Below are 24,932 nucleotides of genomic sequence, written 5' to 3'. Positions count from 1 at the left end.
CTATAATGAAAGGGTTCAGCATGTAATCCGGCTGCCGGACGGCAACAAAGAAATAGAACAAGAGATGACTGCGCCGGATGATCCGTCCTGAGTTCTCTCTGATAAAATGGAGGCTATTATGTTTCAGGTAACAGAAGCAACAGGATGCCCTTTTGACAGAAGCTATCTATTAAAGGAAGAACGCCGGTTTGATATCCGCAATTTTGGGGCGGGTGTGGAACATTCACCAGTGGTGAATACTGAGGCGATTAATCACGCTATTCAGGCAGCATCGGCAGAAGGCGGGACAGTCGTTATTCCTGAAGGTAACTTCAGAGTATATACGGTCCGTCTATTGAGCGGCGTCAATCTGTACTTGTCTGCAGGCAGTGTGCTTTCAGCAGCCAGAACGGATATCACCCGATCCTATGAGCTGCAGGCTGGAGAAGGCGGCAATTATGATGAGCCGGAGGTTAATCTGTATGTCGGCCTGCAGGATCACGGCCATACTTATTTTGCCAACAGCCTGATTTATGGCGCGGATATCCGTGATGTAATGATTTACGGGCCAGGGCTGCTGGATGGAAGCTCTCTGAATGATAAGGGGGAGCTGGAGCAGATCCTGATGGGCGGAGACCCGCATGAGCCGGTACGCCGTAACGGGCCGGGACACCAGGGAGAATGGTTCGGCAACAAGGCGATTGCGCTGGTGCGGTGTGAAAATGTGGCCTTTTGCGATTTTTCGATCCTGGCCGGCGGCCATTTTGCGATTATTACAACATGTGTGAAAAATATGGTTGTGGAGCGTATTCTGGTGGATACAAACCGCGATGCGTTTGATGTGGACTGCTGTGAGAATGTGACGATTGTGCATTCCACCTTCAACTCCCTGACCGATGATGCCATTGTGTTAAAAGCCTCCTACGGCGGCGGTATATTCATGCCGCTGAGGAATGTGTTGATTGAGGACTGCATTGTCAGCGGTTACGACATGGGCTCCGTATATGCGAAAACGTATACACAGGACAAGCTGATTGCTACTGACCGCTGCGGCCCTACCGCCCGGGTCAAGCTGGGTACGGAATCCACCTGCGGGTATGACCTCGTTACGGTACGCCGTGTCCAGTTTAGAAGATCCAGAGGCTTTGCCCTTGAGGCTGTCGACGGGGCGGATTTGAGCAATATTATCTTTGAGGATTCGACTATGGAGGATGTAAGCAGCTCGCCAATCTTCATTAAAGCAGGAGACCGCGGCCGGTTTCCTGTAACGGGGAATAGCACCGGGGAAGACTTCATCCCGGACAGGGATGCTCCGCCGAATGTGAGACTCGACCAGACGCACTGGGTACTGCCGGCCAAGGAGCCTTATCAGGTGTACCCGGCGAGGCGCTATCTTCCGTCCTATAACAGAACCCGTAAAGTTTCGGCGGACGGCGCATCTTCCTTTTATATCGTAGACGCTGAGCAGCCTCTCCGGCTGAATCCGGCGAACATTCATGAAGAGAACGGCAGATTCTTCGCTGTCCGCTATGATGAGCTGTCCAAAAAGTATGTGCCCGACTATGTTAAAGAGCTGCAGGAAAGCGAGCTTCCGCTGTATGCCAATGCGAACGGCAGTGATCACATTGCTTATGTTCACGACATTATCGTCCGGAATATTTCGGTCAAAAATGCCGATCCCCGCTATCCGATTGAAATCATGGGGCTGATTGGAAGCCGGATTAAAAATGTATCTATTACCAACATCAAGGTGGAATACCGCGGCGGTCTGAGCCTGGAGCATGCAGTGGAGCAGCGCCAGCTGAATACCAACTGGGAATATGCCCAGTATGGCGGGAACAAACGCAGTGTGCAGTCGCTGCCTTGGCTGGTGAACACCTTTTTTCTGAAAAATGAAGGGCTGCTGCCCCGGGTGGAATGGGATCCGGAAGCGGGGGTGTGGAAGGATGCTCCCTTCAACGTACCGGAGCTGCCGGAGGTTTATCCGGAGCCGAGCAACTGGGGAATCCTCCCGGCATACGGGCTGTATGCAAGACATGTGGAAAATCTGGTTCTGGATGAAATCGAGCTGCGCTATCTTACAGAAGATACCCGGTATCCCATTGTGCTTGATGATGTCGTAAACGGCTCGCTTCAGAATATCCGTGCAGATCATGCAGAAGGTGTTGAAGAAATTATCCTCGTGAAAAACCGGTTCAAACGGCCTGCAGGACTGGAATATGTTCCGGATTATCCGTATCAGCAGACTGAAGTTGAACATGTAACTCTGGACAACCGTTTGTCTGTCAAGGCTGTAGAAGTCGGGGCACCTGCTCCGGGGACGCCCAAGGACTCGTTGTATCCGTATGAAACGGTCGCAATTCCTGAGAATGGATACAACTATCCGGTTGCGACCCCTGAGCTTCCTTTGCCGCAGACGGTATTCCGGCCGTTCTTCGCCTTTGTACCGGAGCAGAGTGTCCGGGCGGGTGAACTCCTTTCCTTTACCGTTGTAGCCAGGCAGCCTGCGTATGAGGCTTCCGCCCGTGAAACGGACGGCAAAATTTATAATGAGACCGCCTCGGATAGGGACCCGGCTGTACAGGGGATTGCTGAGCCGATGATTTTGACAGCTGGTAAGCTGCCTGAGGGGGCGAGCTTTGACATCTCTTCTTTTGTACCGGGCAAGGCCTGTGTGTTCAGCTGGACACCAACTGTGGACGATGTGCGGAATGAACCATATATTGCAGAATTCATTGCTGATGACGGGATAATCCCGGTCAAACTGGAAGTCAGCATTAAGGTGACGGGATGAATTATATGATGAGATATATTAAAAGCGTGGACCCCAAACGGCTGATCATTATGGTGATCGGCAACATCTTTCTGGGAATGGGCATCAGTATTTTCAAGCTGTCCGGCATGGGGAATGATCCTTTCAGCGGCATGGTGATGGCCCTTGCAGATCTCAGTTTTATCTCCTATGCTAATTTTCTGATTTTACTGAATGTAGTGCTGTTCATAGTTGAATGGATTACCGGGAGGAAGTTTATCGGAGCCGGAACGTTCGTTAATGCTATTTTTCTGGGTTATATCGCTACATTTTTTTATGATATCTGGATAGATGTCCTGGGTGAACCCCAGTTGCTCTGGCAGCGGGTCATTACTGTGGCGATTGGTGTGGTGGTGTGCAGCTTTGGGGTGTCCTTGTATCAGAGCTCGGATGTCGGAGTAGCTCCCTATGACGCGCTGTCCCTGATCATGAAGATTAGAGCGCCAAGAATTTCTTACTTCTGGCACCGGATGTTTACGGATGCGCTGTGTGCGCTGATCTGCTTCCTGGCAGGCGGCATCATCGGCCTGGGCACGCTGGTATCCGCATTCGGTCTGGGTCCGATCATTCATTTCTTCGATGTGCATTTTACGAACAAGCTGCTGGGCAAAACGGGTGCAAAGGCAGACGGAGGTCCCGTTTCACTGTAAAGGGTGCTGAGTGACAATCTAATGAACGATAGTTGTGCTAAACGATAATTGTAATGAACGATAATTCTAGAACACTAATTGTATCCAATAAAAACAAGGTATCCCGGACTTCGCAGCCTGCTGCGGTCCGGGATACCTTGTTTTATTGCGGGCCCCCAATGCTCCGTTTGCTCTGTCCGAGCCTGAAATTGCCCCATCCAAGCCCAAATAGAGGGGAAAATCCCTCTAAAGGGGCCGAAGTTGTCCCGCCCAAGCCCAAATAGAGGGAAAAATCCCTCTATTTGGGCAGAAGCAGCCCTAGCCGGCCCCGCCCTACTAAACAGGCGCCCGTAGATTTTCAGACAGCTGCTCAGCCTCGGCGGTCCTTATTGTCCTCACGATCCGGGGCAATCCCGGGAGCGGTTACCTCAGGGTCATCTCCGAGCACAGCGCCGACAATTTCGTCGAGCTTACCCGCTGCTCCTGTATCGCTATCCGCCTTGGAATCCGGCTCAGGGATCGGGTGTACACCCGGTTTGCGTCCGTCCAGCGGAGCTTCCTTGTTGTCCTTCATTGGATAATCTCCTTTCAATGTGCAGACTCTATCTTAGGATGTGTCACAAAAAGCCGTTATATGTAACGATAACCGCCCCCGGACCTCATGAACCATAAAGTCCTCTATTCCTCTTCCGCATACATACCGCTCATTTGCTAATATTGTGATAAATATTATAGACTGGTTTCTGTGAGCTTTTTTCTAAAAGGAAAATTTATTCAGAAACGGGGAAGTTTAATGAATGTGATAAGACAACCGAAGTCCAATAAGCTGAAGATTTTTTCAAAAGCAATATTAGTAACCATCGGAGCCATGATCGCTGCTTACGGGCTGGAGGCTGTGTTAATACCCAATAATGTCTCTGACGGAGGCGTGACCGGTCTTAGTATCGTGGGCTCGGAATTGTTCGGAGTGCCGCTGGGGCTGCTGATTGCGGTCATTAATATCCCCTTTGTGTGGCTGGGTTATAAACAGATCGGCAAAAGCTTCGCCCTCTATTCCATTCTCGGAATTGCGTCATTAGCGGTCGGCACTGTCCTTATGCATCACGTACCGACCATTATTCAGGGGGATACCTTGCTTGTTACGGTGGTCGGCGGGATTATAATCGGTTTCGGGATGGGTCTTGCTTTGCGTAACGGCGGGGCGCTGGACGGGATTGATATGCTGGCTGTGCTGCTGTCACGGAAGCTGCCTTTTGGTACGAGTGACCTGATCCTGTTCCTGAACACCTTTGTATTCATTGTCGTTTCAACCGTGTTTGGTCTGCAGGGGGCGATCCTGTCGGCACTTGCCTATTTTATTGCTTCAAAAGTTATACATATCGTAGAGGAGGGCCTGAGCGGCTCCAAAACGTTCAAAATCATCACCAACCAGCCTGAAGTCATGGTCGAAACCATCCGCGACCGGCTGGGCCGGGGAGCAACCTACACCGATGCTTACGGCGGCTACTCCAATGAGCAGTTCAAAGAAATTACCTGTGTCATCAACCGTCTGGAAGAAAGCAAGATTAAAGAGATTATTCATGAGATTGACCCGGGTGCTTTTGTTGTAGTGTACGATGTGGCGGAAGTGAAGGGCGGTAACTTTAAAAAGAAAGATATTCACTAATCATCATATGACGCGCTTGCAGGAGGATCGCTTTTCTTCTGCGGGCGCGTTATTTTTGTGCAACAGCTTCAATATTAACCTTTGACAAACAACTGGATGTAGGCTATCATCAGCATAAATGTCAGTCAGTACTGACAGTCAGTCAGGCCGGGAATGGCAGGCTTATTTTATAGAAAAGAGAAAAGAGGCCCTTCAATGCAGACAAACAGCAGCATCCCCGCCAATAACGGCGAGCGGCTTATGCGAATTCTTGTATTTACACTGATCATCTCGGTGATGAACGGAACAATGTTTAATGTAGTGCTTCCGGTGATCAGCAGGCAATTTCAGCTCTCTCCGTCACAGGTAAGCTGGATGGTATCGGGATATTTGATTGTATACGCAATCGGCACGGTTACCTTCGGCAAGCTGACGGACAAATACAGTCTTAAAAACCTGCTGACGTTTGGTCTGATCTTTTTAGCAGCGGGCTCCATATTCGGAATCGTGTCCACCCAGTACTGGATGATGATTGTGGCGCGTTTGCTCCAGGCCGTCGGGGCATCCGTCATTCCGGCGCTGGCGATGATCATCCCGATCCGTTATTTTTCACCGGAAAAGCGCGGGCGTGCCCTGGGCACTTCAGCCATCGGGGTAGCGCTTGGCTCCGCACTCGGCCCGATTATTGCCGGGTTTGTTTCAACGGTGTGGAGCTGGCAGGTCCTGTTTGTAATTCCGCTGCTTGCCCTGTTCACTTTGCCGTTCTACCGTAAATACCTGGACGACGAGAAGGGGAACGACAGCAAAATCGACTTTATCGGCGGTGTTCTGCTGGCAGGAACTGTAGCTGCCTTACTGCTTGCATTAACGAATGGGGGCTTAGAATACGCAGTCAGCGGGATCATACTGCTGATGCTCTTCATCCTGCGCGTCCGCTATGCGGCTCATCCGTTTATTGATCCGGTAGTTTTCCGGAACAAGGCGTATACATCCGGTCTGGCTATTGCGTTTGTGCTGACTGCAATCAGCTTCAGCACACCGTTCATTACGCCCCAGCTCCTGGCACAGCTAAACGAGCTGTCACCTGCTGTAATTGGATTGATCATGCTGCCCTCAGCGCTTATAACGGCATACATGGGACGCAAAGGAGGCAGGCTTGCTGACGAAAAAGGCAATTCCTTTCTTTTAATTACTGCTGCAGCCCTGCTGATCTTTGGCTTTATCTGCCTGTCATCGGTTGCAGGCATGCCGCCTGTTTTTATTGCAGTATCCCTTATCTTTACGGTGCTGGGCCAATCCTTTATGCAGATCGCCTTATCAAACACCATTTCCCGCACCTTAGCCAAGGATCAGATCGGGATCGGGATGGGCCTGTTTTCCATGTTAAACTTTATTGCAGCAGCGGTATCTACTGCGACGATAGGCAAAATTCTGGATTTCGGCACAACAACGGTCCGGTTTAATCCGATTCCCCGGAATGATGCTGCTTTTGTATACAGTAATATCTTTTTAATACTGGCGTTTCTGGTGGCCGTTATGGCTGTTTTGTATTTTGTACAATTCGGGCGCGGCTCTGACAAGGACACAGCTGAACGGGCGGGAACGGCCAGACTATAATCATGAGGTGGAAAGAATGAGTGAAGTAAGCAATGCTGCCAAGAATACCGGTGATAAATTGCTGCTGGCTGCGATTGATCTGATGGCAAGCAAAGGCTATAAGGGAGTAACAACCCAGGAGATTGCCGCAGCCGCCGGGTTGAGCGAGAAGACACTGTTCCGCCATTTCGGAAGCAAGCAAAACCTGCTTGAGGCAGCCTTTGACCGGTTTCATTATGCGGAGGAAATGACCAGGCTGTTCAATGAAAAGCTGGTGTGGGAGCTGGAAACAGACCTGCTGCTAATCAGCCGGACCTATCATGAGATCATGAACCGCAATCGCAAGATGATTATGATCAGTGTAAAGGAGGCAGATCATCTGCCGGGCTTTCGTGAGCGCACCATTAAGCACCCCAAGCAGTTCATTGAAATTCTGACCCGTTATTTTACGGAAATGACCAGTCAGGGCAAGCTGATTGAGACAAACGCGGAGATGCAGGCTTATTCCTTCATATCTATGAATTACGGTGTATTCCTTAACAATTTGACTGCCGGTGAACAATTCCCCGGCCTGACACTGGAAGATTTCATTACGGAGAGTGTGGGGACGTTTACGAGGGGGCTGGGGCGTTAGGTTCATAGAAAAACGTTAATTAATTTGTATCCCTTTTAAGAGAAATTGATTATATTCTAATTAAGAATAATACACCCGAGGGATGATTATGTACAAATTAATGATTGTCGATGATGAATTATTAATGCGTGTGGGCATACGTTCAATGATTGATTGGGAAGAGCACGGGTTTCATGTGGTGGGAGAAGCTGGGAACGGCAAGGAAGGGCTCGAAATGGCACTGGCAACCTCGCCGGACCTGATTATTACCGATATCAAAATGCCTGTGATGGACGGCCTGCAGTTTATACGGGAGCTCTCTCTTAACTTAAAAGCCTGCAAATATGTCATCCTGAGCAATTTTGATGAGTTCGCTTATGTGAAGGAAGCGCTGAAGCTGGGTGCAGCAGATTACCTGATCAAAAGTGAGATTTCACCAGCCTCTTTAACAGACCTGCTTGCCGTAATCCGCGATAAGCTGCAGACAGAGCACGAGAGCCAGGGGAGTAACCGCAAGCTGCCTTATAACGTTACGCGGGGACTGGGGCACCTGAAGGAGGACTATTTCAAGGACTTGATCAGCGGGTTCATCAGTGAGCAGGCTGCAAAGGCGAGAGCGGAGGAGCTTGAGATTAAGGTCAGGGGCAGCGGCCTGGCAGTGCTGATCTTTAAAGTGAATCATTTTGATAGGGTGAAGAAGAAATATGTGGAAAAGGATGAAAAGCTGCTCAGGTTCTCGATTCTTAACATTATAGAAGAGGTTATTCCTGCAAAATGGGACAGGGAGGTTATCCTGGGCGATTCATCTGAATATCTGGTTTTTGTGAACACACTTATTGGCAGCGGTTCCATTCGCGGTGATATCGGGCGGCTGTGCGATAAGATTATTCTTTCTATAAAAGATTTTATGAATCTTGAGCTTACTGCAGGAGTAAGTACAGTCGTTGCAAGCTATAAATCGGTCAAGACAGCCTATGAGGAGGCTGAGCTGGCTCTCGGTTATCGTTTTTTTGACAGCACCAAGAACGTGCTGTTCTATGAAGACGTGGCTAAATTACCTTCCCGTGAACCGGTTATAACTTTGATCACCCCTGACGAAGAGCATGACTTTGCGGCCGTCTGGGAGAGCAAGGATGAGCAGCAGGCGGCAGAATTATTGGGCGGATTCCGCTCCAGGCTTGCTGAATTACGGGCTAATGAGCATAGCATCCGGGAAAAGTATATTTTGCTGATGGAGCAAATGCACACTCATTTTCCGCTTGCGGCCAAACGGCTGCGCCCTTCACCGGTAGAAAGATCGCCTTATGAAACCATCTTGAGAGGGGAAAATTGGGGCGATATTCATCAGAGTGTACTCGATTACATGAAATACTGCTTTGAAGTAGACTCCAGTATGATGCGCGAACGCACGTATACAGAGATGGCTGTAGATATTATTAACAAATATTATGCCGAGGATATTTCACTGCAGAGCGTGGCAGGCCAGATTAACGTCAACCCGTCATATCTGAGCCGGATTTTCAAGCAGGAGCAGGGAGAGAATTTCATCTCTTTTTTAACCAGGGTCAGGATTGAACGGGCTAAAGCGTATTTAAAGGGAGGCAAGCTGAAGGTTTATGAAATCGCTGACAAGGTTGGTTATCACAATCACACTTATTTCAGCAAGATATTCAAAAAAATCACAGGTGTCTCTCCTGAGGACTACCGGGAATAACACCAATTCTGCTTATGAGGTCTGGAGAGGTGCATATGCGCGGACGATATCCGGTTCGGATAAAGACCAAAATTATGATTATTTGCCTAACGGTAATTATTCTGCCTGTGTTTGTTATGACCATTAATTCGTACCGGTCCTCTGAAAGATTATTGGAGCATAACTACAGAAATCTGCTGAAGGATCTTGCCAAACAGACGAATATAAGAATTGATGAATTCCTTAAGGATGTCGAAAAAATCACATTGCTGGCCGGCAACGGGCTAAGCAGTACCTTATCCGCGACTATGGAGGGCAGCTATCCGATCCAGGATTATCTCCGGTTTGGAGGCGAGCAGAACGAGAACTCAGCCTATAACATTCTGATGAATTACATCATGATGAAAGACCGAGTATTCTCCATTTATCTCTACAATTTAAACGGCGGAGCCGATCTGTTCGTCAGCCCCAATCAGCCGATTAACTATGATTTCAAAGTCGCTAACGAGCTGTGGTTCAAGAAATTTATGCATACCAAGGACAGGACGATCACCTTAACTACCCGAATCGATGAGCAGCTGCAAAATAAAGTGCTGGCGGTCTCCCATGCGCGAAAAATATACGATGGGACAACCGGGAAGCTGCTGGGCGTCATTGTCGTCAGTATCGATATCAGGTTTATCGAGATTGTGAACAGCAATCTGCAGGAGGCGCTGCGCTCCAGGTTCATGATTGTCGATGCTGACGATAAAATTGTGTACAACCCCGATGACCGGCTGATTGGCACCTTATTCAGGGATAATGTCCGTCCAGATGAATTTAAGAATATTGTGGTGACTAATCCGCTCAGCCAGCAGGAATGGACCACCTATTTGTATATGCCCATGGATGAATTAACCGATGAAGGCGAAATTCTGGGACGCAATCTGATCACTTTGGCTATCGTAATGTCCTTGTTTGCACTTATCATCTCGGTCTTTCTGTCCAATGTGATTACCCGGCCCATCAAAAAGCTTATGAACAATATCCGTTTCGTTGAAAAAGGGCAATTTGAGCGGGTCGAGGATATTGGCTCCAGAGATGAATTCGGGCATTTGTCGGGCCGTTTCATTAAAATGTCCTACGAATTAAAGCAGCTGATCGAACGGGTTCAGCAGGAGGAAAGCGAAAAGGCTGCTGCTGAGATCAAGGCGCTGCACTCACAGATTAACCCTCATTTTCTGTATAACACGCTGGGCTCGGTCAAGTGGATTGCCTCCATGCAAAAGGCTGACAAAATCGTCGATATGACGGAAGCTTTAATCTCCATGCTCCGTTATGCTACGAGATTGGACGGAACGCTGGTATCCGTCCGGGAAGAGCTGGATAATGTCATGAACTACATCACGATCCAGAACGTCAGATATTATAATTCTATTCAGACAGTATACGAGATTGAAGAGACGCTGCTGGATTACCGGATTCCAAAGATGATTATGCAGCCTATTATCGAAAACGCAATCTTCCATGGCTTTGCGGAGCTCGAAGAAGAGGGGATGATCACCGTTACCATTGGGTCCAGCGGCAATGATCTGATGATTATAATCCGTGACAATGGCAGCGGTATGGATCAGGCGATGGTACAGGAGCTGACGGAGAGCTGGACGGCCACTCAAGGCGGAGCGAAAGGAATCGGGCTGTATAATGTGCAGCGCCGCATCCAGCTTCATTTTGGCGAAGGCTACGGAATAAGGGCTGAGAGCCGCCTGGGGGAAGGGACAGCCTTTTATATTCTGCTGCCCGGTATACCCGGATAGTCAGACAAATAAGCAGAGGTGTCATTCTCCGCCGGGGGAGAGAGCTCCTCTGCTTTTTTTTCAGATGATGGCTACTGCCCATAACTTTGATCCTAACCTTTGACACTTCCGAGCACCAGGCCCTTGGTGAAATACTTCTGTAAAAATGGATATACCAGCAGAATAGGGATTGCGCCAAGAAACATCTGGGCGGCACGACCGGTTCTCGCATTCATCATGGATAACAGCTGGGTATAATCCGTACCCGACTTCAGCATAATCTGCTCAAAGCTCTGCAGCAGGGTCTGCAGATAGCTTTGCAGCGGATAATTGTCAGGGTTATTCATGTAGATAATGCCGTCAAACCAGGAGTTCCAGTGGCCGACGATACTAAACAGGCCGACAGTGGCCAAGGCCGGCTTCAATAAGGGAAGCAGAATGCGGGTCAGAATCTGCATCGGCCCTGCGCCGTCTATAATGGCTGATTCTTCGATCTCCTCGGGAAGGCCGCGGATAAAATTCATCAGAATAATCATACTGAACACCGGAAGGGCGCCGGGCAAAATAAGCGACCAGATGGAGTTGATCAGTCCCATTTTTACTACAACAAGGTAGGTTGGAATTAATCCGCCGTTAAACAGGATTGTGATGATAAAAAAAGTCATATAGAGATTGCGGCCCGTCAGCTTCTGGGCGGACTTGGAGAGCGGGTATGCGGTCAGCACCATCAGGACGATATTGATCAGGGTGCCGAGCACCACCCGTTTGACGGAAATCCACAGGGAGCTGAAGAAGTCACCGCCGGTCAAGGCGAACTCATAGGCTTTGGTTGTGAATTCGACCGGCCAGAACGCCACATTGCCGGCTGATACTGCCGCACTGCTGCTGAAGGATACGGCCAGCAGGTTAATAAACGGCAGGATGCAGAGCAGGGAGGTTGCGATCAGTATGGTGTAATTCAGGATATGGAACAGGCGTCTGCCCAGGCTGTTGTCTTGAATCATAAGAGGCCTCCTCAGAAAATACGGTAATTGGCGACTTTGTAGGCAAGAATATAGGATACACCTACCAGAATGCAGGAGATTACGGATTTGAACAGGCCTACAGCCGCGCTGATGGAATACTGAGCCTGCTGAATACCCAGACGGTATACATAGGTGTCGATAATGTCCCCTGTCTGATAGACAACCGGTGAATAAAGGTTGAAGATCTGGTCGAAGCCGGCATTCAGTACGTTGCCGAGTGCGAGTACAGACATTAGTACAATCGTCGGCATCAGTAAAGGCAGGGTGATGTAGAGTGTCTGCTTCCATCGCTTGGCTCCGTCGATGACCGCCGCTTCATATAATCCGGGATCAATACTGGTCAGGGCAGCAAGATAGACAACCGTGCCGAACCCGAAGCCTTTCCAGATATCACTCACAATCATCGTCCATGGAAAGATGGACGGATTGCCCAGAAAAGGGACGGGGTTAACGCCGAAGATGGCCAGGAAGTTGTTGACAATGCCGTCTGCGCTAAGGATATCCAGCAGGATGCCGGCCATAATGACCCATGACAGAAAGTTCGGAATGTAGACAAGGGTCTGAAAGGTGCGTTTGATACTGCTTCTGGCCACCTCGTTCAGCAGCAGTGCAAAGATAACAGGCATTACAATGCCCCCGATAATCTTGAAGGCGGACATGTAAAGCGTATTCCAGATCGTCCGTACAAAGTTGGGCTGATTAAAGACATGCTGGAAGTTGTCCCAGCCCACCCACGGGGAGCTGAATCCAAGGCCGGGATTGTATTTCTGAAAGGCAATGACCAGCCCGTAGAAAGGGATATAGCAGAAGATGAATACAAGAACAATACTCGGAAGCAGCATCAGGTGAAAGGGGCCCTGCTGTTTTAATTTTTTGAGCATTCGAAATCCTCCGTTTCAATGGATCTTCCCGCATACATAACACAGGGGGGCGAGCCTTCTCGTCCCCCTGTCACCGGAACCTTTACTTTCCGTATGCTGCATTAACGGCTTCAGCGGCCGCATCTCCGCCGGCTGTCCGCCAGTTCTGGACTACAGTATCGAAGTAATCGATACTTTCAGTGCCCATGATGATTTTTGTGAAGCCTTCGGTCAGGATGTCGTCCAGTGTTGTACCGAAGCTTGCGAGTGCTTCCGGACTGGCTCCCCACAAGGCAGTCTTGATGTAATTTCCGCTGTCGAGTACTTTTTTGGACAAGCCGTAGGCGGTCTTGGGAGCACCCTGCTGCAGATAATCGCCTGTGGCACCCGGTGTGGCATTGTTAATGAAATCGACACTATTGTTATATTTTTGCCACATGCCCGCAGTGGTCAGGCCGCTGGTATCCTTGGACTGCAGAGCTGCAGATACTGCTTCGAACTGCTCATAGTCGGAGTTTGGATTCAGCACCCGGAAAGCCCCAACCACATGCGCCATATCATTGTCCAGGAGAGCGGACAAGGTTTCTTCAGATTCTTTGCCGACGCCTTCATCTACGATGTAGGCATAGTCGTTAAGCAGCTTAATTGCGGCTTCCGGATGTTTGAATCCCTTCTTGATAACGGTATAGTTACCGTTAGCGAAGAAGATGGACTGCTTGGCTTCTTTACCGTCGGTTGTAGGTATGAGATACGGGTAGAAGATGGCATCCTTGCCCAGATTCGAGATTGTATCTACCCCCGGGTTGTAGCCCCACCACTGATAGTAAGGCTGCATGCCGACCTTGCCGGCTACTACATCAGCATTCATCGCACTGAAATCCTTGATGGCAAATTCCGGATCAATAATCCCCAGCTTGAACCATTCCGCCCAATCGGTCAGGGCAGCCTTCATTTCAGGCTGGATAGAGCCGTATGTCAGTTTGCCGTCACCGCCTTCTATCCACATATCAGGATGTGCATTCCAGGCAATGGCCAGCAGATTGAGATAGTCAAGCGTCTGATCTACTGCTATACCGTAGCCGCCATGCTTCTCCATGAACTTAAGTGCGATGTCCTTCAAATCGGCAACGGATTGCGGGTCGCTGATTCCCAGCTCTTCTTTCCAGTCATTACGGATCCAGATGTAATCCGGCTGGTCGATGAGTCCCCAGTGCAGCTGTGGAATCCCGTACAGCTTGCCGTCCTTTTTGCCTGATTCAAAGCTGTCTGCATCAGCCTCCATGTAACCCTTCAGGCGGTCTGAGGCATAGCCTTCAAATACAGTTGTTAGATCCATGATCATATCTGCTTCAATTAACTGCTGCAGTTGAGAGGCATTTACGCGGAACACATCGGGAAGATCATTGGAGGAAATCGCCAGATTGAGCTTGGTGTCGTACTCATCGCTGACCCAGTCCGTTACGACATTGATGTTGTATTTTTCTTTGTAGCGTTCGATCCAGACATTATTGGTAATGTCATCGCCCTCCGGATATTTTGCGGAAGCGTATTCAGAAGTTACCGTGTGAATGGTTACCGGTTCCTTGAAGGCGCTAAAGGAAGGATCTGAAGGGTCAACCTCAATGGAGCCGGCTGCTTCATTGTTGCCGGATGCTTCTCCCGACGGGCTATTGCTTTCATTGCCGCTGCCGCTGCATGCCGCCAGTACAAAGACCATACAAAATGTCAGGATCACAACTGTAAATTTCTTGACCATACATCTACCCCCATTAATCTTGTAGTTAAAGAGTAACTTGCACCACTTATTCTAAACGAGGCGTTGTTGAAGCGTAATAAATTATATTGACGAGAACCCGTTACTTTTTTGACTTGATGCTGCTGAAACGGTTGGATATTGCACTTATTTTACAGATTCTTTTTTTATTTTTTACTTTTTGGGATCAGCAGGAATACCTCTATAATTACCCGGAGGTCAGATGCGATAATAAATGCAGGTAGCTTTGGCTTAAGGAGGTGACCGGTACGGGAATTTGCTGTTATTCAAAAGCTATTGCCAAAAAACCGGCTTTGGGATTACATTACTACTGCGAGTATCAGTGTATAGAAGACAAGAAGGAAGGTAGTTGCAGGTATGGCGGAAACAATCCAGGTATATAAAGCAACGGAGGATAATGTAAAAATCATCGGACGGACACATTATTATAATGATGTGCTGTGGCTGGCCCTCTCCGGCAGCGGTGTTGAATTCACCTTTTACGGCCGCAAAGCGGAAATTACGCTGCAGGGAGACGCCATCGCCTTGACCGGCAATAACCTGGCCCGGATCGCTATCTGTGTAAACGGCGTGCGGGTGATTGATGACCAGATTAATCAGCCGCTTGTAACCTACACTGTGTTTGAAAGCGATGCAGAACAGGAAATTACGGTAACCGTCATCAAGCTGTCCGAGGCGGCAATGTCGACCGCAGGGATTCAGTCTATCACAGTCGATGCTGCGGACGGCATTAAGCCGGCCCCGGCCAGCGAACATAAGATCGAATTTATCGGCGATTCCATTACCTGCGGCTATGGCGTGGATGATGAGGACGGAACGCACCCTTTTACCACAGCTACTGAAGATGTAACCAAAGCTTATGCGTATCTGACCGCCCGGAGGCTTCAGGCAGACTACAGCATGGTATCCTTCAGCGGATACGGGATTATCACAGGCTATACGGAAAATGACCAGAAGCTGACTACACAACTGCTTCCGGATTACTATGAAAAGGTGGGCAAATCTGAGGGCAGATTTGATAATAAGCTGCTTCCCCAGCAGCTTCCCTGGGATTTCAACAGGTTTGTACCTGACCTGATCGTTATCAATCTGGGTACCAATGATGATTCTTATACCAAGGATAACCCCGGCCTGCAAGCCGAGTATGCCCGGGAATATGCCGGATTTCTGAAAACAGTCAGACGCTGCAATCCCCGTGCACACATCTTGTGTACGCTGGGAATCATGGGGGACAGGCTGTATCCCTATGTGGAGCAGGCGGTTAGCCGCTATTCTGCTGAAACCGGGGACCATAATATTTCTACGATGAAGTTTGAGGTGCAGCAGGCGGCAGACGGTTATGCGTCCGACCTACACCCGTCTCCGGTTACTCATCATAAAGCGGCTGATAAACTGGCTGCCCATATTAAAGAGCTTATGCAGCGTGAATAGCGGTTAATAAATGTCAAACATCCAAGAAGGAGGCTAACGGCATGCAGGTCATCTGGAAAGGCGCAGTCAGCTTTGGTCTGGTCCATATTCCTGTCAGAATGTATAAGTCTACCCGGGAGAATGACATTCCGCTGCGGATGCTGCACAGGGAGTATCAGGAGCCGATTCATTACAGCCGGACTTGTCCGAAATGTGAAGAGGAGGTTCCATGGAGCGATATCGTCAAGGGTTATGAATATGAAGAGGGGCAATATGTCACCTTTGAAAAAGAGGAGCTGGCCGAGCTGGCTTCGGAATCGTCACGCGAAATCCGCATTATGGATTTTGTAGACCTGGCTGATATCGATCCGATCTATTTTCAGAAAACCTATTATTTATCTCCGGAGGAAACCGGACAGCATGCTTACAGGCTGCTGGTGGAAGCTATAGAGTCTACGCGGAAAATCGGCATCGCGAATGTGACCATCCGCCAGAAAAGCAGCCTCGCTGCAGTAAGGGTAATCGATGGAGTCCTGTCGCTGGTCACTATGCTATATGATGAGGAGATTCTAGGGAAGGAACAGATTCCGGATCTGCCTGAACGTGAAAAAGCAGACCGTAGGGAGCTGGATATGGCGAAGCAGCTGATCGACCAGTTAACCGGGAATTTTGAGCCTGAGAAATACAGGGATGAATACAAAGAACGGCTCAAAAAGGCGATTGAGGATAAGGTGGAAGGCAGAGAAGAGGCAAGCAGGGCTCCTGAGGAAGCGGCCCATGGTGTGCTTGAACTGATGGATGCGCTGCAGGCCAGTCTGAGGCTGCTCAATCCTGCCGGACAGGCGGATAAAGGAACCGGCAATAAGCCTCATCACAGCCGGACGAAATCCCGCTCCAGCCGGACGGGTGCCTGACAAGAAGAGAGGCCTGCGGTTTCCGCAGGCCTCTTCATAATCAGTTGGACATATCCTGAAGTCCAGGGCTATGCTCGTTCGGCATCTCCGGCATGACCGGAACCGGGAAGCCCGGCGGCGGAGCAGTAACCTCGAGATTGCCTTTATTGCGGCTAGGGGAAGGGCCCTGGAAGATTTCTGCCATTCTGGAAGGGTCCAGACAGAAATTAAACTGCACATTATGGTAGCCCATATCCACGAATTTACGGCATTCGGGATATTTGTTGATATCATAATTGGGAACCGGGAACAGATTTCCCCAGTTGACCCCGAGCGTTTCCAGTGCCTTGGCAAAAGCATTCTGATGCGCGTTGTCGCGCACGATCAGGAATGCAAGCGTCTCACGGAATGTTTTGTTTGCGCTCATCTCGTAAATCCGGGTTTTCTGCAGCACACCTGTCGATTCCAGCACTACATTATTCAGCAGGTCACTGATCAGATTACCGTGGCTGTAGACGTAGTTGCCGAGCCACGGATTGCCCATGGCATCCACCGGCAGCGAAGCCTGTGCCCCCACAATATAGTGATGGGGATTAGCGTGCCGTACCGCTTCATCCAGCGGAGCACCATCCTGTCCGGCATTTCCGGCTTGTTCCTCTCCGGAGCCGTTGAGGAGCTGGTTAATGGTATGCTGAACCAGATCCACGTGGGCAATCTCCTCAAGGAATATGCCGCGCATGAGATCCCGGAACTGGGTCTCCTTCCCGCGGAAGTTGCTGCTCTGGAAGAAATACTGCATCATGGTCCGCATCTCGCCGTAATGTCCGCCGAGTATTTCCTGCAGCACCTTTGCAGCCGCAGGATCCGGCTTGTCCACTACGATGTCATTGATCAGGCCTTCCTTGTAGAAATACAAATAATCCCCACCTTTGTAAGGAAATTTTTAGTGTTGGAATAAAGCTGTTACGCCTTTACAGCCTCGGGTCTTTTAACCTGAAGCGGCGGAGGGATCAGCCAGCCGTTCTTCTTGGTCAAATGAAGTACCTTCATCCCAAGTGCGGCTTTGGTCAGGTGATACTTGGCGAACAATGCGCCGACATCCTCACGGATGGAGAGACCCATGGCCTGGCTGCAGGCAACCAATCCGGCTGCACTGTCCGCAGCAAGCTTGGCTGCAATCTCCGAATCTGTAAATCTGGCACCGACCGGGATGTCCTCCAGCTTGGCTTCAGGGCGCAGCGGCATAGCCGGTGCAGAAGCAAGGCCCTGTTCAGCCAAAAGTGAGTCCAATTCGCTGATTTCCAGCTCCGCCTGATCAATCATAGCTCCCAGGATCTTTTTCAGGTCATGGTCACCGGCATGATACATGTACGCCCGGTAACAGGATAAAGCGCCTTTGGCCATATTCGAGGCTGACCACACACTAAAAATCTCACCGTAATGCATCGGCTCGTCTTTGGGATTACCGCCTAATATTCCTGTCATGATTATGCTCCTTTGTCGTTAAAGTTAAATATGGAACAACAAATAGCATGCCCGGAAAATGTGCAGAAATTGCAGACTTCTTTTTTACGGAAATGCTGGAAAAAGAAAAGCCGCTTTTACTCCTCACAAGGAATAGAAGCGGCTTGTATGCTTAGTGCCTGAAGCGTTTATTCTTTAATCAAAATCCTGAAGCTGAAGGGCTTAAGCTCAAGCCTGATCTCGCCATTATCCGCTTTGGCGGATTCTCCGGTCAGGGCATCCTTCCAGCTGCCCTCAAGCTTCTGGGCCAAGGTTGTCGGCTCTCCTGACGGATTCATCCAGACGGTACAATGATTTTCAGCATCGTAACGTTCGTAAATCAGCGGACGCTCCTGAGAGTTGTTCTGCAGGAATCCGAATTCCCCTGTACGGAGAACCGGATACTCCTTGCGGAGCCTGATCAGCTGCTTGTACGTTTGGTGCAGATCGCGGTCCTGCCGTTCTTCCTCCCAGATCATGCATTTCCGGCAATCCGGGTCATTTTCACCCTCCAGTCCGATCTCATCTCCATAATAGATACACGGGGTTCCGGTAAAGGTGAGCAGGAAAGCAACCGCCAGCTTGAGCTTTCTTTTGTCGCCTCCGAGCTGGGTAAGCAGCCGAGCGGTATCATGGCTGGCCAGCAGATTGAACAGCACTTCATTGGCCTGCTGCGGATAACGCATCAGCAGACTGCTGATATATTCCGAGAAGGTCTGTGCGTCCATATCGTCGCTTTTCATGAATTCAATCAGCCGCTCAGACAACGGATAGTTCATCACCGAATCAAACTGGTCTCCGTGCAGCCAGCGCAGGGAATCATTCCAATTCTCCCCGATAATATAGGCATCCGGATTAATTGCTTTAATGCGGGCACGGAATTCCTTCCAGAAACGATGGTCAATCTCATTGGCGACATCCAGCCGCCAGCCGTCCATCCCGAGTTCCTTGAGCCAGTATTCGGCAATATTCAGCAGATATTCGCGCGTTTCCGGATTGGCCGTATTCAGCTTGGGCATCTCGGCGAAGAATCCGAAGGCATCGTAATTAGGCTTATCTTCTTTGAGCTGGACCGGGAATTCATTAATGTGGAACCAGTCCGCATATTTGGAATGCTCCCCTTTTTCGATAACATCCTTGAACTGGGGCGAATTGGACCCGATATGGTTAAACACGGCATCTAGGACGATCCGGATGCCTTTGGAGTGGGCCTCATCGACCAGCTTTTTCAGCAGTTCCGTATCTCCGAAGTGAGGGTCAACCTTCATATAGTCGGTGGTATCATACTTGTGATTCGTAGCCGCTTCAAAGATCGGAGTGAGGTAAATGGCCGTAATGCCCAAATCCTCCAGGTAGTCGAGATGGTCGATAATCCCCTGCAGATCTCCGCCGAAAAAATTCTCCCTGGTAGGCTTGTCCCCCCAAGGTGCAACGTCATCGGGATCATTGCTTGTATCCCCGTTCGCAAAACGTTCAGGCATGATCTGATAGAACACAGCTGACTTTGCCCATTCCGGCGCCTGGAAGATATCAATCTCATGGATATACGGCCAGTCGTAGAAGCCGTTTGGAGCTTCCGGTTCATCTGTAAAAATTCCGTTTTCCGTCATCCATACGGTTTCTTCACCAGTATGAAAGCGGAAGGCATAGGAGAAACGGCGGTGGTCCGGCTTTACGGTCGTCTGCCAGTAGTCGAAGAGCCGGTCGGTTCCAATTTTGCGCATCTCATATTCGTGATTGTAAGTTTCCCAGTCATATTTATCCCCGGTCAGCGCATAGACCCGTTCCACGTTCTGTTTTTTGGTCCGGACGCGTAAATGAAAGGTATCCTTGTCATAAGGGTAGGCCCAATTGCTGTGCGGAACATGATGCAGACTCTCCAAATGAATATTGGTTGTAAGGTTAGCAGAGCTTATGGCTTGTTCATTTGATATCATCTTTGTTCCTCCCTGTAAGCTGATGGCGTATGGTTTTTATTGTTACCTTTTTAAAATGGAATAAGCCGGAGACTTATAATTGCCGTCAGAAAAAGCCCGGAATTTAACCGGGCTGCCGGAGATTACGCTAACGTGACGTTATGTTTATTTAGACAGGTCAAGCGCTGTTTCAGCTTTTTTCATATCATGATCCACCTGTTCGTTGACATCATAAGGATGGTACATTTCGTTTTCAATCATGTACGCTGCAATTTTCTGATGCGTTTCGATGGCGGTATCCAGCTGGGCCTTCAGTGCCTTGTGTACTTTGGGAGTAGCGGTTTCTGTAAGGGCAATCGCGTAGGTGCGTACGGCCGCTTTTGCCGATAACAGCATGTCTGTGGCAATAGCGAGATCATCCATAGGTGCTATAGCGTTAACCAGCATTTCCTTTGTTTTGGTTGTGGTTGGCATCGTAACCCCTCCTTATTGTAAAAGTGAAGACAATTCCTTGATCGCTTTGGATGAATTCTTCAAATCTTCTTCAATTAAGGCTTTGAGCTTGTCGTCTTTGGCCAGCTCCAGCATGGTAGCCGCCTTGGTGGCGCATGAGGTCTTCAAGGTCAGGAGCTCATGAATTTCAAGTTTTTCATGCAGTGCCAGTTCCTTCGCCATGGATGTATGCCTCCTTGTGAATTCATAAAGTGCTACATTATAAATAACCCGTGCCGGAGGAACTAAACAGGGATTTTCCATCCCTGCCGGAGGTGAGTAAAATTCAAATTCAAATTCAAATTCAAATTCAAGAGGTTGCACTAAATTATATATAGTACCTTATAATATGTTATAATGAACTCCTTACTGCAAATTATGAAGAATAGAGGTCGCTAGAGGATGAAATGTAAAATTAACCGTAATGCCGCTAAAGTTCTGAAAGACATGCTGAACACTCCGGAAGCAGAAGGCAAGAAAATCCGCGTAGTGATTACCCAGAATCACGGAGACCACGGCCACTATGACGTGACCCTGGATACACCTACCGAGCATGATGAAATTGTGGCAACCGACAAGGATATCGAGGTATTGCTGGATACACGTGAGCCGCTGCTGGACGGAGTATGGATTCAATACTTCTACGTGCCGCAGGAAGGCTTCTTCATCACAAATCCATCTACCGGATTCCTTGAAAAATAAGCAATACTGTTTATGCGAAAAAAGCGTTCGGCCCGGCTGCGGGCTGGACGCTTTTTTATGGCTTCTAGTCGCTTAATGTGAAGGGGAAAACTGCCCTGCTCGCCTGGAATAGAGGGGAGGACAGCCAAGACTGCTTGATTTAGTGAGAGTCGGGGACGGGTTGATTGTGGCTAATTTAGCCAAAACCAGGTGGAGTGAGAGTGAATAAAGGGATTTTGTCCCTTTAAACTGGCTGAAACCAGGTGGGGTGAGAGTGAATAAAAGGATTTTTCCCTTTAAATGGGCTCAAATCGGGTGGGGTGAGGCTAAATAAGGGGATTTTTGCCTTTGAATTGGCCCAGATCAGGTGGAGTGAGGCTAAATAAGGGGATTTTTCCCTTTAAACTGGGCCAAATCAGGTGGAGTGAGAGTGAATAAAGGGATTTTTCCCTTTAAACTAGCCCAAATAAAGTGGAATGAGGCTAAATAAAGGGATTTGTCCCTTTAAACTAAGAGGCCCGGTAGCCTGCGGCCCGGCCCCTTGGCCCGGCTCCTCACGGCCCGTACACCGGGCCATGCTAACCCATGCGCCATCGCTTTCTGCATCACTCTCAGAGACAAGTCTCTTTTTACAAATAGCACAAAATCGACTGCTCAATCCAATACATAAACCGGGAGGCCGGGCTCAGGTTCTCGTATGTCTTCATCCGCAGGTACATGCCCAGGCCGTCTGAAACGTCATGCCACAGGTCGGTGAACACAAAGTCGTATTGGCCCTGGGACATTTGCTGCTGCGCAAATTCAAAAGCATCTGCCTGAATAATCCTGACCTTGTGCGCATTACCGAACTGGGGCAGAATATACTGGTTGAACAGCCTGATTACATCCTCGTTGCTGTCCACAATCGTTACACTTTGCACGTCTTCTTTTTCCGACACCATGTAGGCATAATACCCCATCCCGAGCCCGTACGTAAGCACATTGCCAGTCGCTCCTGTTACAGCTTCCTTCATCGTCTCGATCTCATTCGGAGTAATCGTCATCCAGATCCGGTTATTCTCGAGCACCGCCGGAAAGCGGAATTCCTTCTCAAAAAAGCCGATCTGCGGCATCAGCCGTCCTTCAGGCGTGGTAATGATGTCATTGCAGACAAAAGCCTCATAAGGCTTGTACTGTTCATATTTCAATTCACTGCTGCCGATCGTGACCGCAGGTATTGTAATGTTCCTGAAGTAGGGATTAGCGTAGTATTCATGGACATCCAGCCTGTGGAGCATTTTACTGAAATACCGGTTGTAAAGGATCGTATCCTCAGCGTTATCCACAATATCCAGCCCCAGCGCACCCGCAAAAAGAACACCGAATGCATACTCCGCAGACACGCCGAATCCGGTTATCTCATCTATATCTTCATTGCTAATGTAATCTGCCCTGTTATTTAAATACTGGCTTAACAAGGTTAAGACTTTGTAGTTGTCCTCTTGAATTCGTTCTGTTGTGTTGGATTCCATGATATCCCCTTTACCTTCTGATCGTTACGCGAAAATATGCGCTTAGGCGTCCAATCCCTGACCGCCGAGCCGGCGCTTGAAGCTTTCCTGCCAGTTCCGTTCAATACCCGCTGCCGCAGCCGGGAAGTCACCTGCCCGCAGGGCGCTGATAATCTGCCCATGTTCTTCAACCGACTGCCCGGCACCAGTGAACCCGTTGAAGTAGGTTACTTCATAGCGGCGCAGCTTTTTTTTGAGTCCGTCCAGTACACTGATAAGCTCCTCATTAGCTGACAGGCTGATCAGCACCTGATGAAATAACGTATCCAGACGCTGGGCTTCCAGTGCATCCCGGGTGTTCAGCGCTTGCTCCAGCTGCTCATTATATTGCTCCATTTCCCGGATATGCGCAGAGGTGACATGGTCCTTGGCAAAGGAGACAGCCAGCTTTTCAAGTGAGATGATCATCGGATACAACCGGTATGCCTGATTAATATCCACGGGTGCGACCTGGGTCCAGCTGTTGGCCTTGCTCTGAATCATACCTTCTTCTTCGAGCCGGAGCAGCGCCTCACGAATCGGAGTCCGGCTTGCGCCCAGGGCTTCCGCCAACTCCTGGTCCTTGAGCTTGTCGCCCGGCTTCAGCACCCCGTTAATAATCCATTCCTGTATTTGAAGGTACACCTGCTCACGGATGGATGAGCGCTTGACCTTCGCTGTATCTTGCGGCAGCAATCGAAAAACCTCCTTCATTACAATTACACAAAACAATTACACATAGGAGTAATATATCACATACAATTTTGGATTGACAGCAAGCAGGCAGTCTAATTAACATGTAATATATCACATATCAATTTACAAACGGGAATTATCAACACTAGCCAGAATCATCAACATGAGACGGTATCATCAACAAAGACTAAGCACCATATTTTTCTAGGGAGGGACGCATGTGAATAAAGCCGGTGAACTGAAATATGTGGCCAATGAACGGGCCCGGAAGCAGGAGGTGGAGGAGAGTACAGTCCCTTTTTTAAACAGGGAAACTGTAAACAGGGAAACTGTAAACAGGGTGAGGAGATTCCACCAGAGCTTTCCGCAATATGAGGTAACGCCGCTGCACAGTCTGAATAAGCTGGCCGGGAAACTCGGAGTAAAGAAAATCTGGGTTAAAGACGAGTCCTTCCGGTTTGGCCTTAATGCTTTTAAGGTGCTGGGAGGCTCCTACGCAGCCGGAATGGTTCTGGCGGAAAAGCTTGACAGGGAACCGGCGCAGCTGACTTTTGGCGAACTGAACACGGATGCGGTTAGAGCGCAGCTTGGAGGGGTCACTTTTGTAACGGCGACAGACGGAAATCATGGCAGAGGCATTGCCTGGGCGGCACAGCAGCTGGGCCAGAAATCGGTCGTGTTCATGCCCAGAGGCTCCTCGGAAACCCGGCTCGCTAATATCAGAAAAGAAGGCGCAGACGCATCGGTCACAGATTTGAATTATGACGATGCGGTAAGATGGGCCGGCACTTATGCGGCTGAGAATAACGGCACACTGGTGCAGGACAGCGCTTGGGACGGATATGAACAAATTCCCGTCTGGATTATGCAGGGCTACTGCACGCTGATCGACGAGGCGCTGGAACAGATCATGGCCGAAGGGGAAGGGGCTCCGACGCATGTGTTTTTGCAGGCAGGGGTGGGATCTTTTGCAGCAAGTATGCTTGGTTATCTGCTGATGCAGTTTGGTGAGGACAGGCCGGTAACCGTCATTGTTGAGCCGGATGAGGCCGCCTGCATTTACAAGTCAGCGGCTGCAGGTGACGGCAAACCGCATGCTGTAGAAGGCTATATGCCTACAATCATGGCAGGGCTGGCCTGCGGGGAACCGAGCACGGTGGCGTGGCCGCTTTTGCGTGACTATGCGGATTTGTACATTTCCTGTCCGGATTATACCGCCGCGAGTGGAATGAGAATCCTCGGTAATCCCCTGGAAGGTGATCCCAAAGTGATCTCAGGCGAATCCGGGCAGTCGGGCTGGGCGTATTAAGCTCTATTCTGGTACACGGAGATCAGCATGAGCTGGCTGAAAGGCTAAAGCTTGACCAGGACGCCAAAATACTTCTGATTAGCACGGAGGGTGATACCGATC

Annotated in this window: 22 protein-coding genes; 11 read left to right on the top strand and 11 right to left on the bottom strand. The window is 49.4% G+C overall.

Annotated elements, in window-relative coordinates:
• Positions 1-118 precede the first annotated feature (118 nt).
• Together AWJ19_RS06900 and AWJ19_RS06895 are read left to right on the top strand one after the other, a co-directional pair.
• A complete protein-coding gene (locus AWJ19_RS06900; RefSeq protein WP_068722384.1) occupies positions 119-2,773 on the top strand; it encodes a hypothetical protein in 2,655 nt (884 codons plus the stop codon).
• Between the two features lie 5 nt (positions 2,774-2,778).
• Positions 2,779-3,441 carry a hypothetical protein gene (locus tag AWJ19_RS06895; protein ID WP_068722592.1) on the top strand — a complete coding sequence of 221 codons (663 nt, stop codon included), beginning with the start codon at positions 2,779-2,781 and terminating at the stop codon, positions 3,439-3,441.
• 349 nt (positions 3,442-3,790) lie between these two features.
• On the opposite strand, the gene AWJ19_RS06890 is transcribed toward AWJ19_RS06895, so the two are convergent.
• The gene (locus tag AWJ19_RS06890; RefSeq protein ID WP_068722382.1) at positions 3,791-3,994 is read right to left on the bottom strand and encodes a hypothetical protein; all 204 of its coding nucleotides are present in this window, start codon (positions 3,992-3,994) and stop codon (positions 3,791-3,793) included.
• Between the two features lie 219 nt (positions 3,995-4,213).
• On the opposite strand from AWJ19_RS06890, the gene AWJ19_RS06885 reads away from it, so the two are divergent.
• The 5 genes from AWJ19_RS06885 (at position 4,214) to AWJ19_RS06865 (ending at position 10,763) form a co-directional block, all read left to right on the top strand.
• A complete protein-coding gene (locus AWJ19_RS06885; protein ID WP_068722380.1) occupies positions 4,214-5,086 on the top strand; it encodes a YitT family protein in 873 nt (290 codons plus the stop codon).
• Positions 5,087-5,281: 195 nt separating this feature from the next.
• Positions 5,282-6,682 (top strand): MFS transporter, encoded by a 1,401-nt coding sequence (locus tag AWJ19_RS06880; RefSeq protein ID WP_068722378.1) that lies wholly within the window; start codon positions 5,282-5,284, stop codon positions 6,680-6,682.
• Positions 6,683-6,698: 16 nt separating this feature from the next.
• Positions 6,699-7,295 carry a TetR/AcrR family transcriptional regulator gene (locus tag AWJ19_RS06875; protein ID WP_068722376.1) on the top strand — a complete coding sequence of 199 codons (597 nt, stop codon included), beginning with the start codon at positions 6,699-6,701 and terminating at the stop codon, positions 7,293-7,295.
• Between the two features lie 88 nt (positions 7,296-7,383).
• Complete coding sequence (locus tag AWJ19_RS06870) at positions 7,384-8,988, top strand: response regulator (RefSeq protein WP_068722373.1); 1,605 nt, start codon at positions 7,384-7,386, stop codon at positions 8,986-8,988.
• A gap of 35 nt (positions 8,989-9,023) precedes the next feature.
• Positions 9,024-10,763, top strand: coding sequence for a sensor histidine kinase (locus tag AWJ19_RS06865; protein ID WP_068722372.1), 1,740 nt, complete (start codon positions 9,024-9,026; stop codon positions 10,761-10,763).
• A 92-nt stretch (positions 10,764-10,855) separates the two neighbouring features.
• On the opposite strand, the gene AWJ19_RS06860 is transcribed toward AWJ19_RS06865, so the two are convergent.
• From AWJ19_RS06860 to AWJ19_RS06850, 3 genes are all read right to left on the bottom strand, one after another.
• Positions 10,856-11,746: a carbohydrate ABC transporter permease gene (locus tag AWJ19_RS06860; protein ID WP_068722370.1), complete on the bottom strand. Its 891-nt coding sequence runs from the start codon at positions 11,744-11,746 to the stop codon at positions 10,856-10,858.
• 11 nt (positions 11,747-11,757) lie between these two features.
• Complete coding sequence (locus tag AWJ19_RS06855; protein ID WP_068722368.1) at positions 11,758-12,648, bottom strand: ABC transporter permease subunit; 891 nt, start codon at positions 12,646-12,648, stop codon at positions 11,758-11,760.
• Positions 12,649-12,730: 82 nt separating this feature from the next.
• On the bottom strand, positions 12,731-14,383 hold the full coding sequence (locus AWJ19_RS06850; protein WP_068722366.1) for an extracellular solute-binding protein: 1,653 nt from the start codon (positions 14,381-14,383) through the stop codon (positions 12,731-12,733).
• A gap of 375 nt (positions 14,384-14,758) precedes the next feature.
• On the opposite strand from AWJ19_RS06850, the gene AWJ19_RS06845 reads away from it, so the two are divergent.
• Together AWJ19_RS06845 and AWJ19_RS06840 are read left to right on the top strand one after the other, a co-directional pair.
• Positions 14,759-15,832: an SGNH/GDSL hydrolase family protein gene (locus AWJ19_RS06845; RefSeq protein WP_068722364.1), complete on the top strand. Its 1,074-nt coding sequence runs from the start codon at positions 14,759-14,761 to the stop codon at positions 15,830-15,832.
• Positions 15,833-15,873: 41 nt separating this feature from the next.
• Positions 15,874-16,725: a Ku protein gene (locus AWJ19_RS06840; RefSeq protein WP_068722362.1), complete on the top strand. Its 852-nt coding sequence runs from the start codon at positions 15,874-15,876 to the stop codon at positions 16,723-16,725.
• 40 nt (positions 16,726-16,765) lie between these two features.
• Here the strand turns inward: AWJ19_RS06840 and AWJ19_RS06835 are convergent, their stop codons facing one another.
• The 5 genes from AWJ19_RS06835 to AWJ19_RS06815 form a co-directional block, all read right to left on the bottom strand.
• The gene (locus AWJ19_RS06835; RefSeq protein WP_068722360.1) at positions 16,766-17,620 is read right to left on the bottom strand and encodes a manganese catalase family protein; all 855 of its coding nucleotides are present in this window, start codon (positions 17,618-17,620) and stop codon (positions 16,766-16,768) included.
• 47 nt (positions 17,621-17,667) lie between these two features.
• The gene (locus AWJ19_RS06830; protein WP_068722358.1) at positions 17,668-18,189 is read right to left on the bottom strand and encodes a DUF3231 family protein; all 522 of its coding nucleotides are present in this window, start codon (positions 18,187-18,189) and stop codon (positions 17,668-17,670) included.
• Between the two features lie 167 nt (positions 18,190-18,356).
• Positions 18,357-20,144 (bottom strand): alpha-glycosidase, encoded by a 1,788-nt coding sequence (locus tag AWJ19_RS06825; RefSeq protein WP_082707737.1) that lies wholly within the window; start codon positions 20,142-20,144, stop codon positions 18,357-18,359.
• A gap of 144 nt (positions 20,145-20,288) precedes the next feature.
• Positions 20,289-20,597, bottom strand: a complete 309-nt coding sequence (locus tag AWJ19_RS06820) for a spore coat protein (protein ID WP_082707736.1) — start codon at positions 20,595-20,597, stop codon at positions 20,289-20,291.
• A gap of 12 nt (positions 20,598-20,609) precedes the next feature.
• Positions 20,610-20,798: a spore coat protein gene (locus tag AWJ19_RS06815; protein WP_068722356.1), complete on the bottom strand. Its 189-nt coding sequence runs from the start codon at positions 20,796-20,798 to the stop codon at positions 20,610-20,612.
• A gap of 219 nt (positions 20,799-21,017) precedes the next feature.
• Here AWJ19_RS06815 and AWJ19_RS06810 point away from each other — a divergent pair, with 219 nt between their 5' ends.
• Entirely contained in the window at positions 21,018-21,317 is a 300-nt protein-coding gene (locus AWJ19_RS06810; protein ID WP_068722354.1) for a heme biosynthesis protein HemY, read from the top strand.
• 608 nt (positions 21,318-21,925) lie between these two features.
• Here AWJ19_RS06810 and AWJ19_RS06805 read toward each other — a convergent pair.
• Complete coding sequence (locus AWJ19_RS06805) at positions 21,926-22,807, bottom strand: hypothetical protein (protein WP_068722352.1); 882 nt, start codon at positions 22,805-22,807, stop codon at positions 21,926-21,928.
• Between the two features lie 42 nt (positions 22,808-22,849).
• Positions 22,850-23,521, bottom strand: a complete 672-nt coding sequence (locus tag AWJ19_RS06800; protein ID WP_198536483.1) for a GntR family transcriptional regulator — start codon at positions 23,519-23,521, stop codon at positions 22,850-22,852.
• A gap of 220 nt (positions 23,522-23,741) precedes the next feature.
• On the opposite strand from AWJ19_RS06800, the gene AWJ19_RS06795 reads away from it, so the two are divergent.
• Positions 23,742-24,830: a diaminopropionate ammonia-lyase gene (locus AWJ19_RS06795; protein WP_241781628.1), complete on the top strand. Its 1,089-nt coding sequence runs from the start codon at positions 23,742-23,744 to the stop codon at positions 24,828-24,830.
• The last annotated feature ends 102 nt before the right edge of the window (positions 24,831-24,932 follow it).

It is taken from the genome of Paenibacillus sp. DMB5 (assembly GCF_001517085.1).
In the GTDB taxonomy this organism is placed as follows: domain Bacteria; phylum Bacillota; class Bacilli; order Paenibacillales; family Paenibacillaceae; genus Paenibacillus_AQ.
Note: the sequence above shows the minus strand (reverse complement) of the source record. Positions and strands in the feature narration are given on the sequence as shown.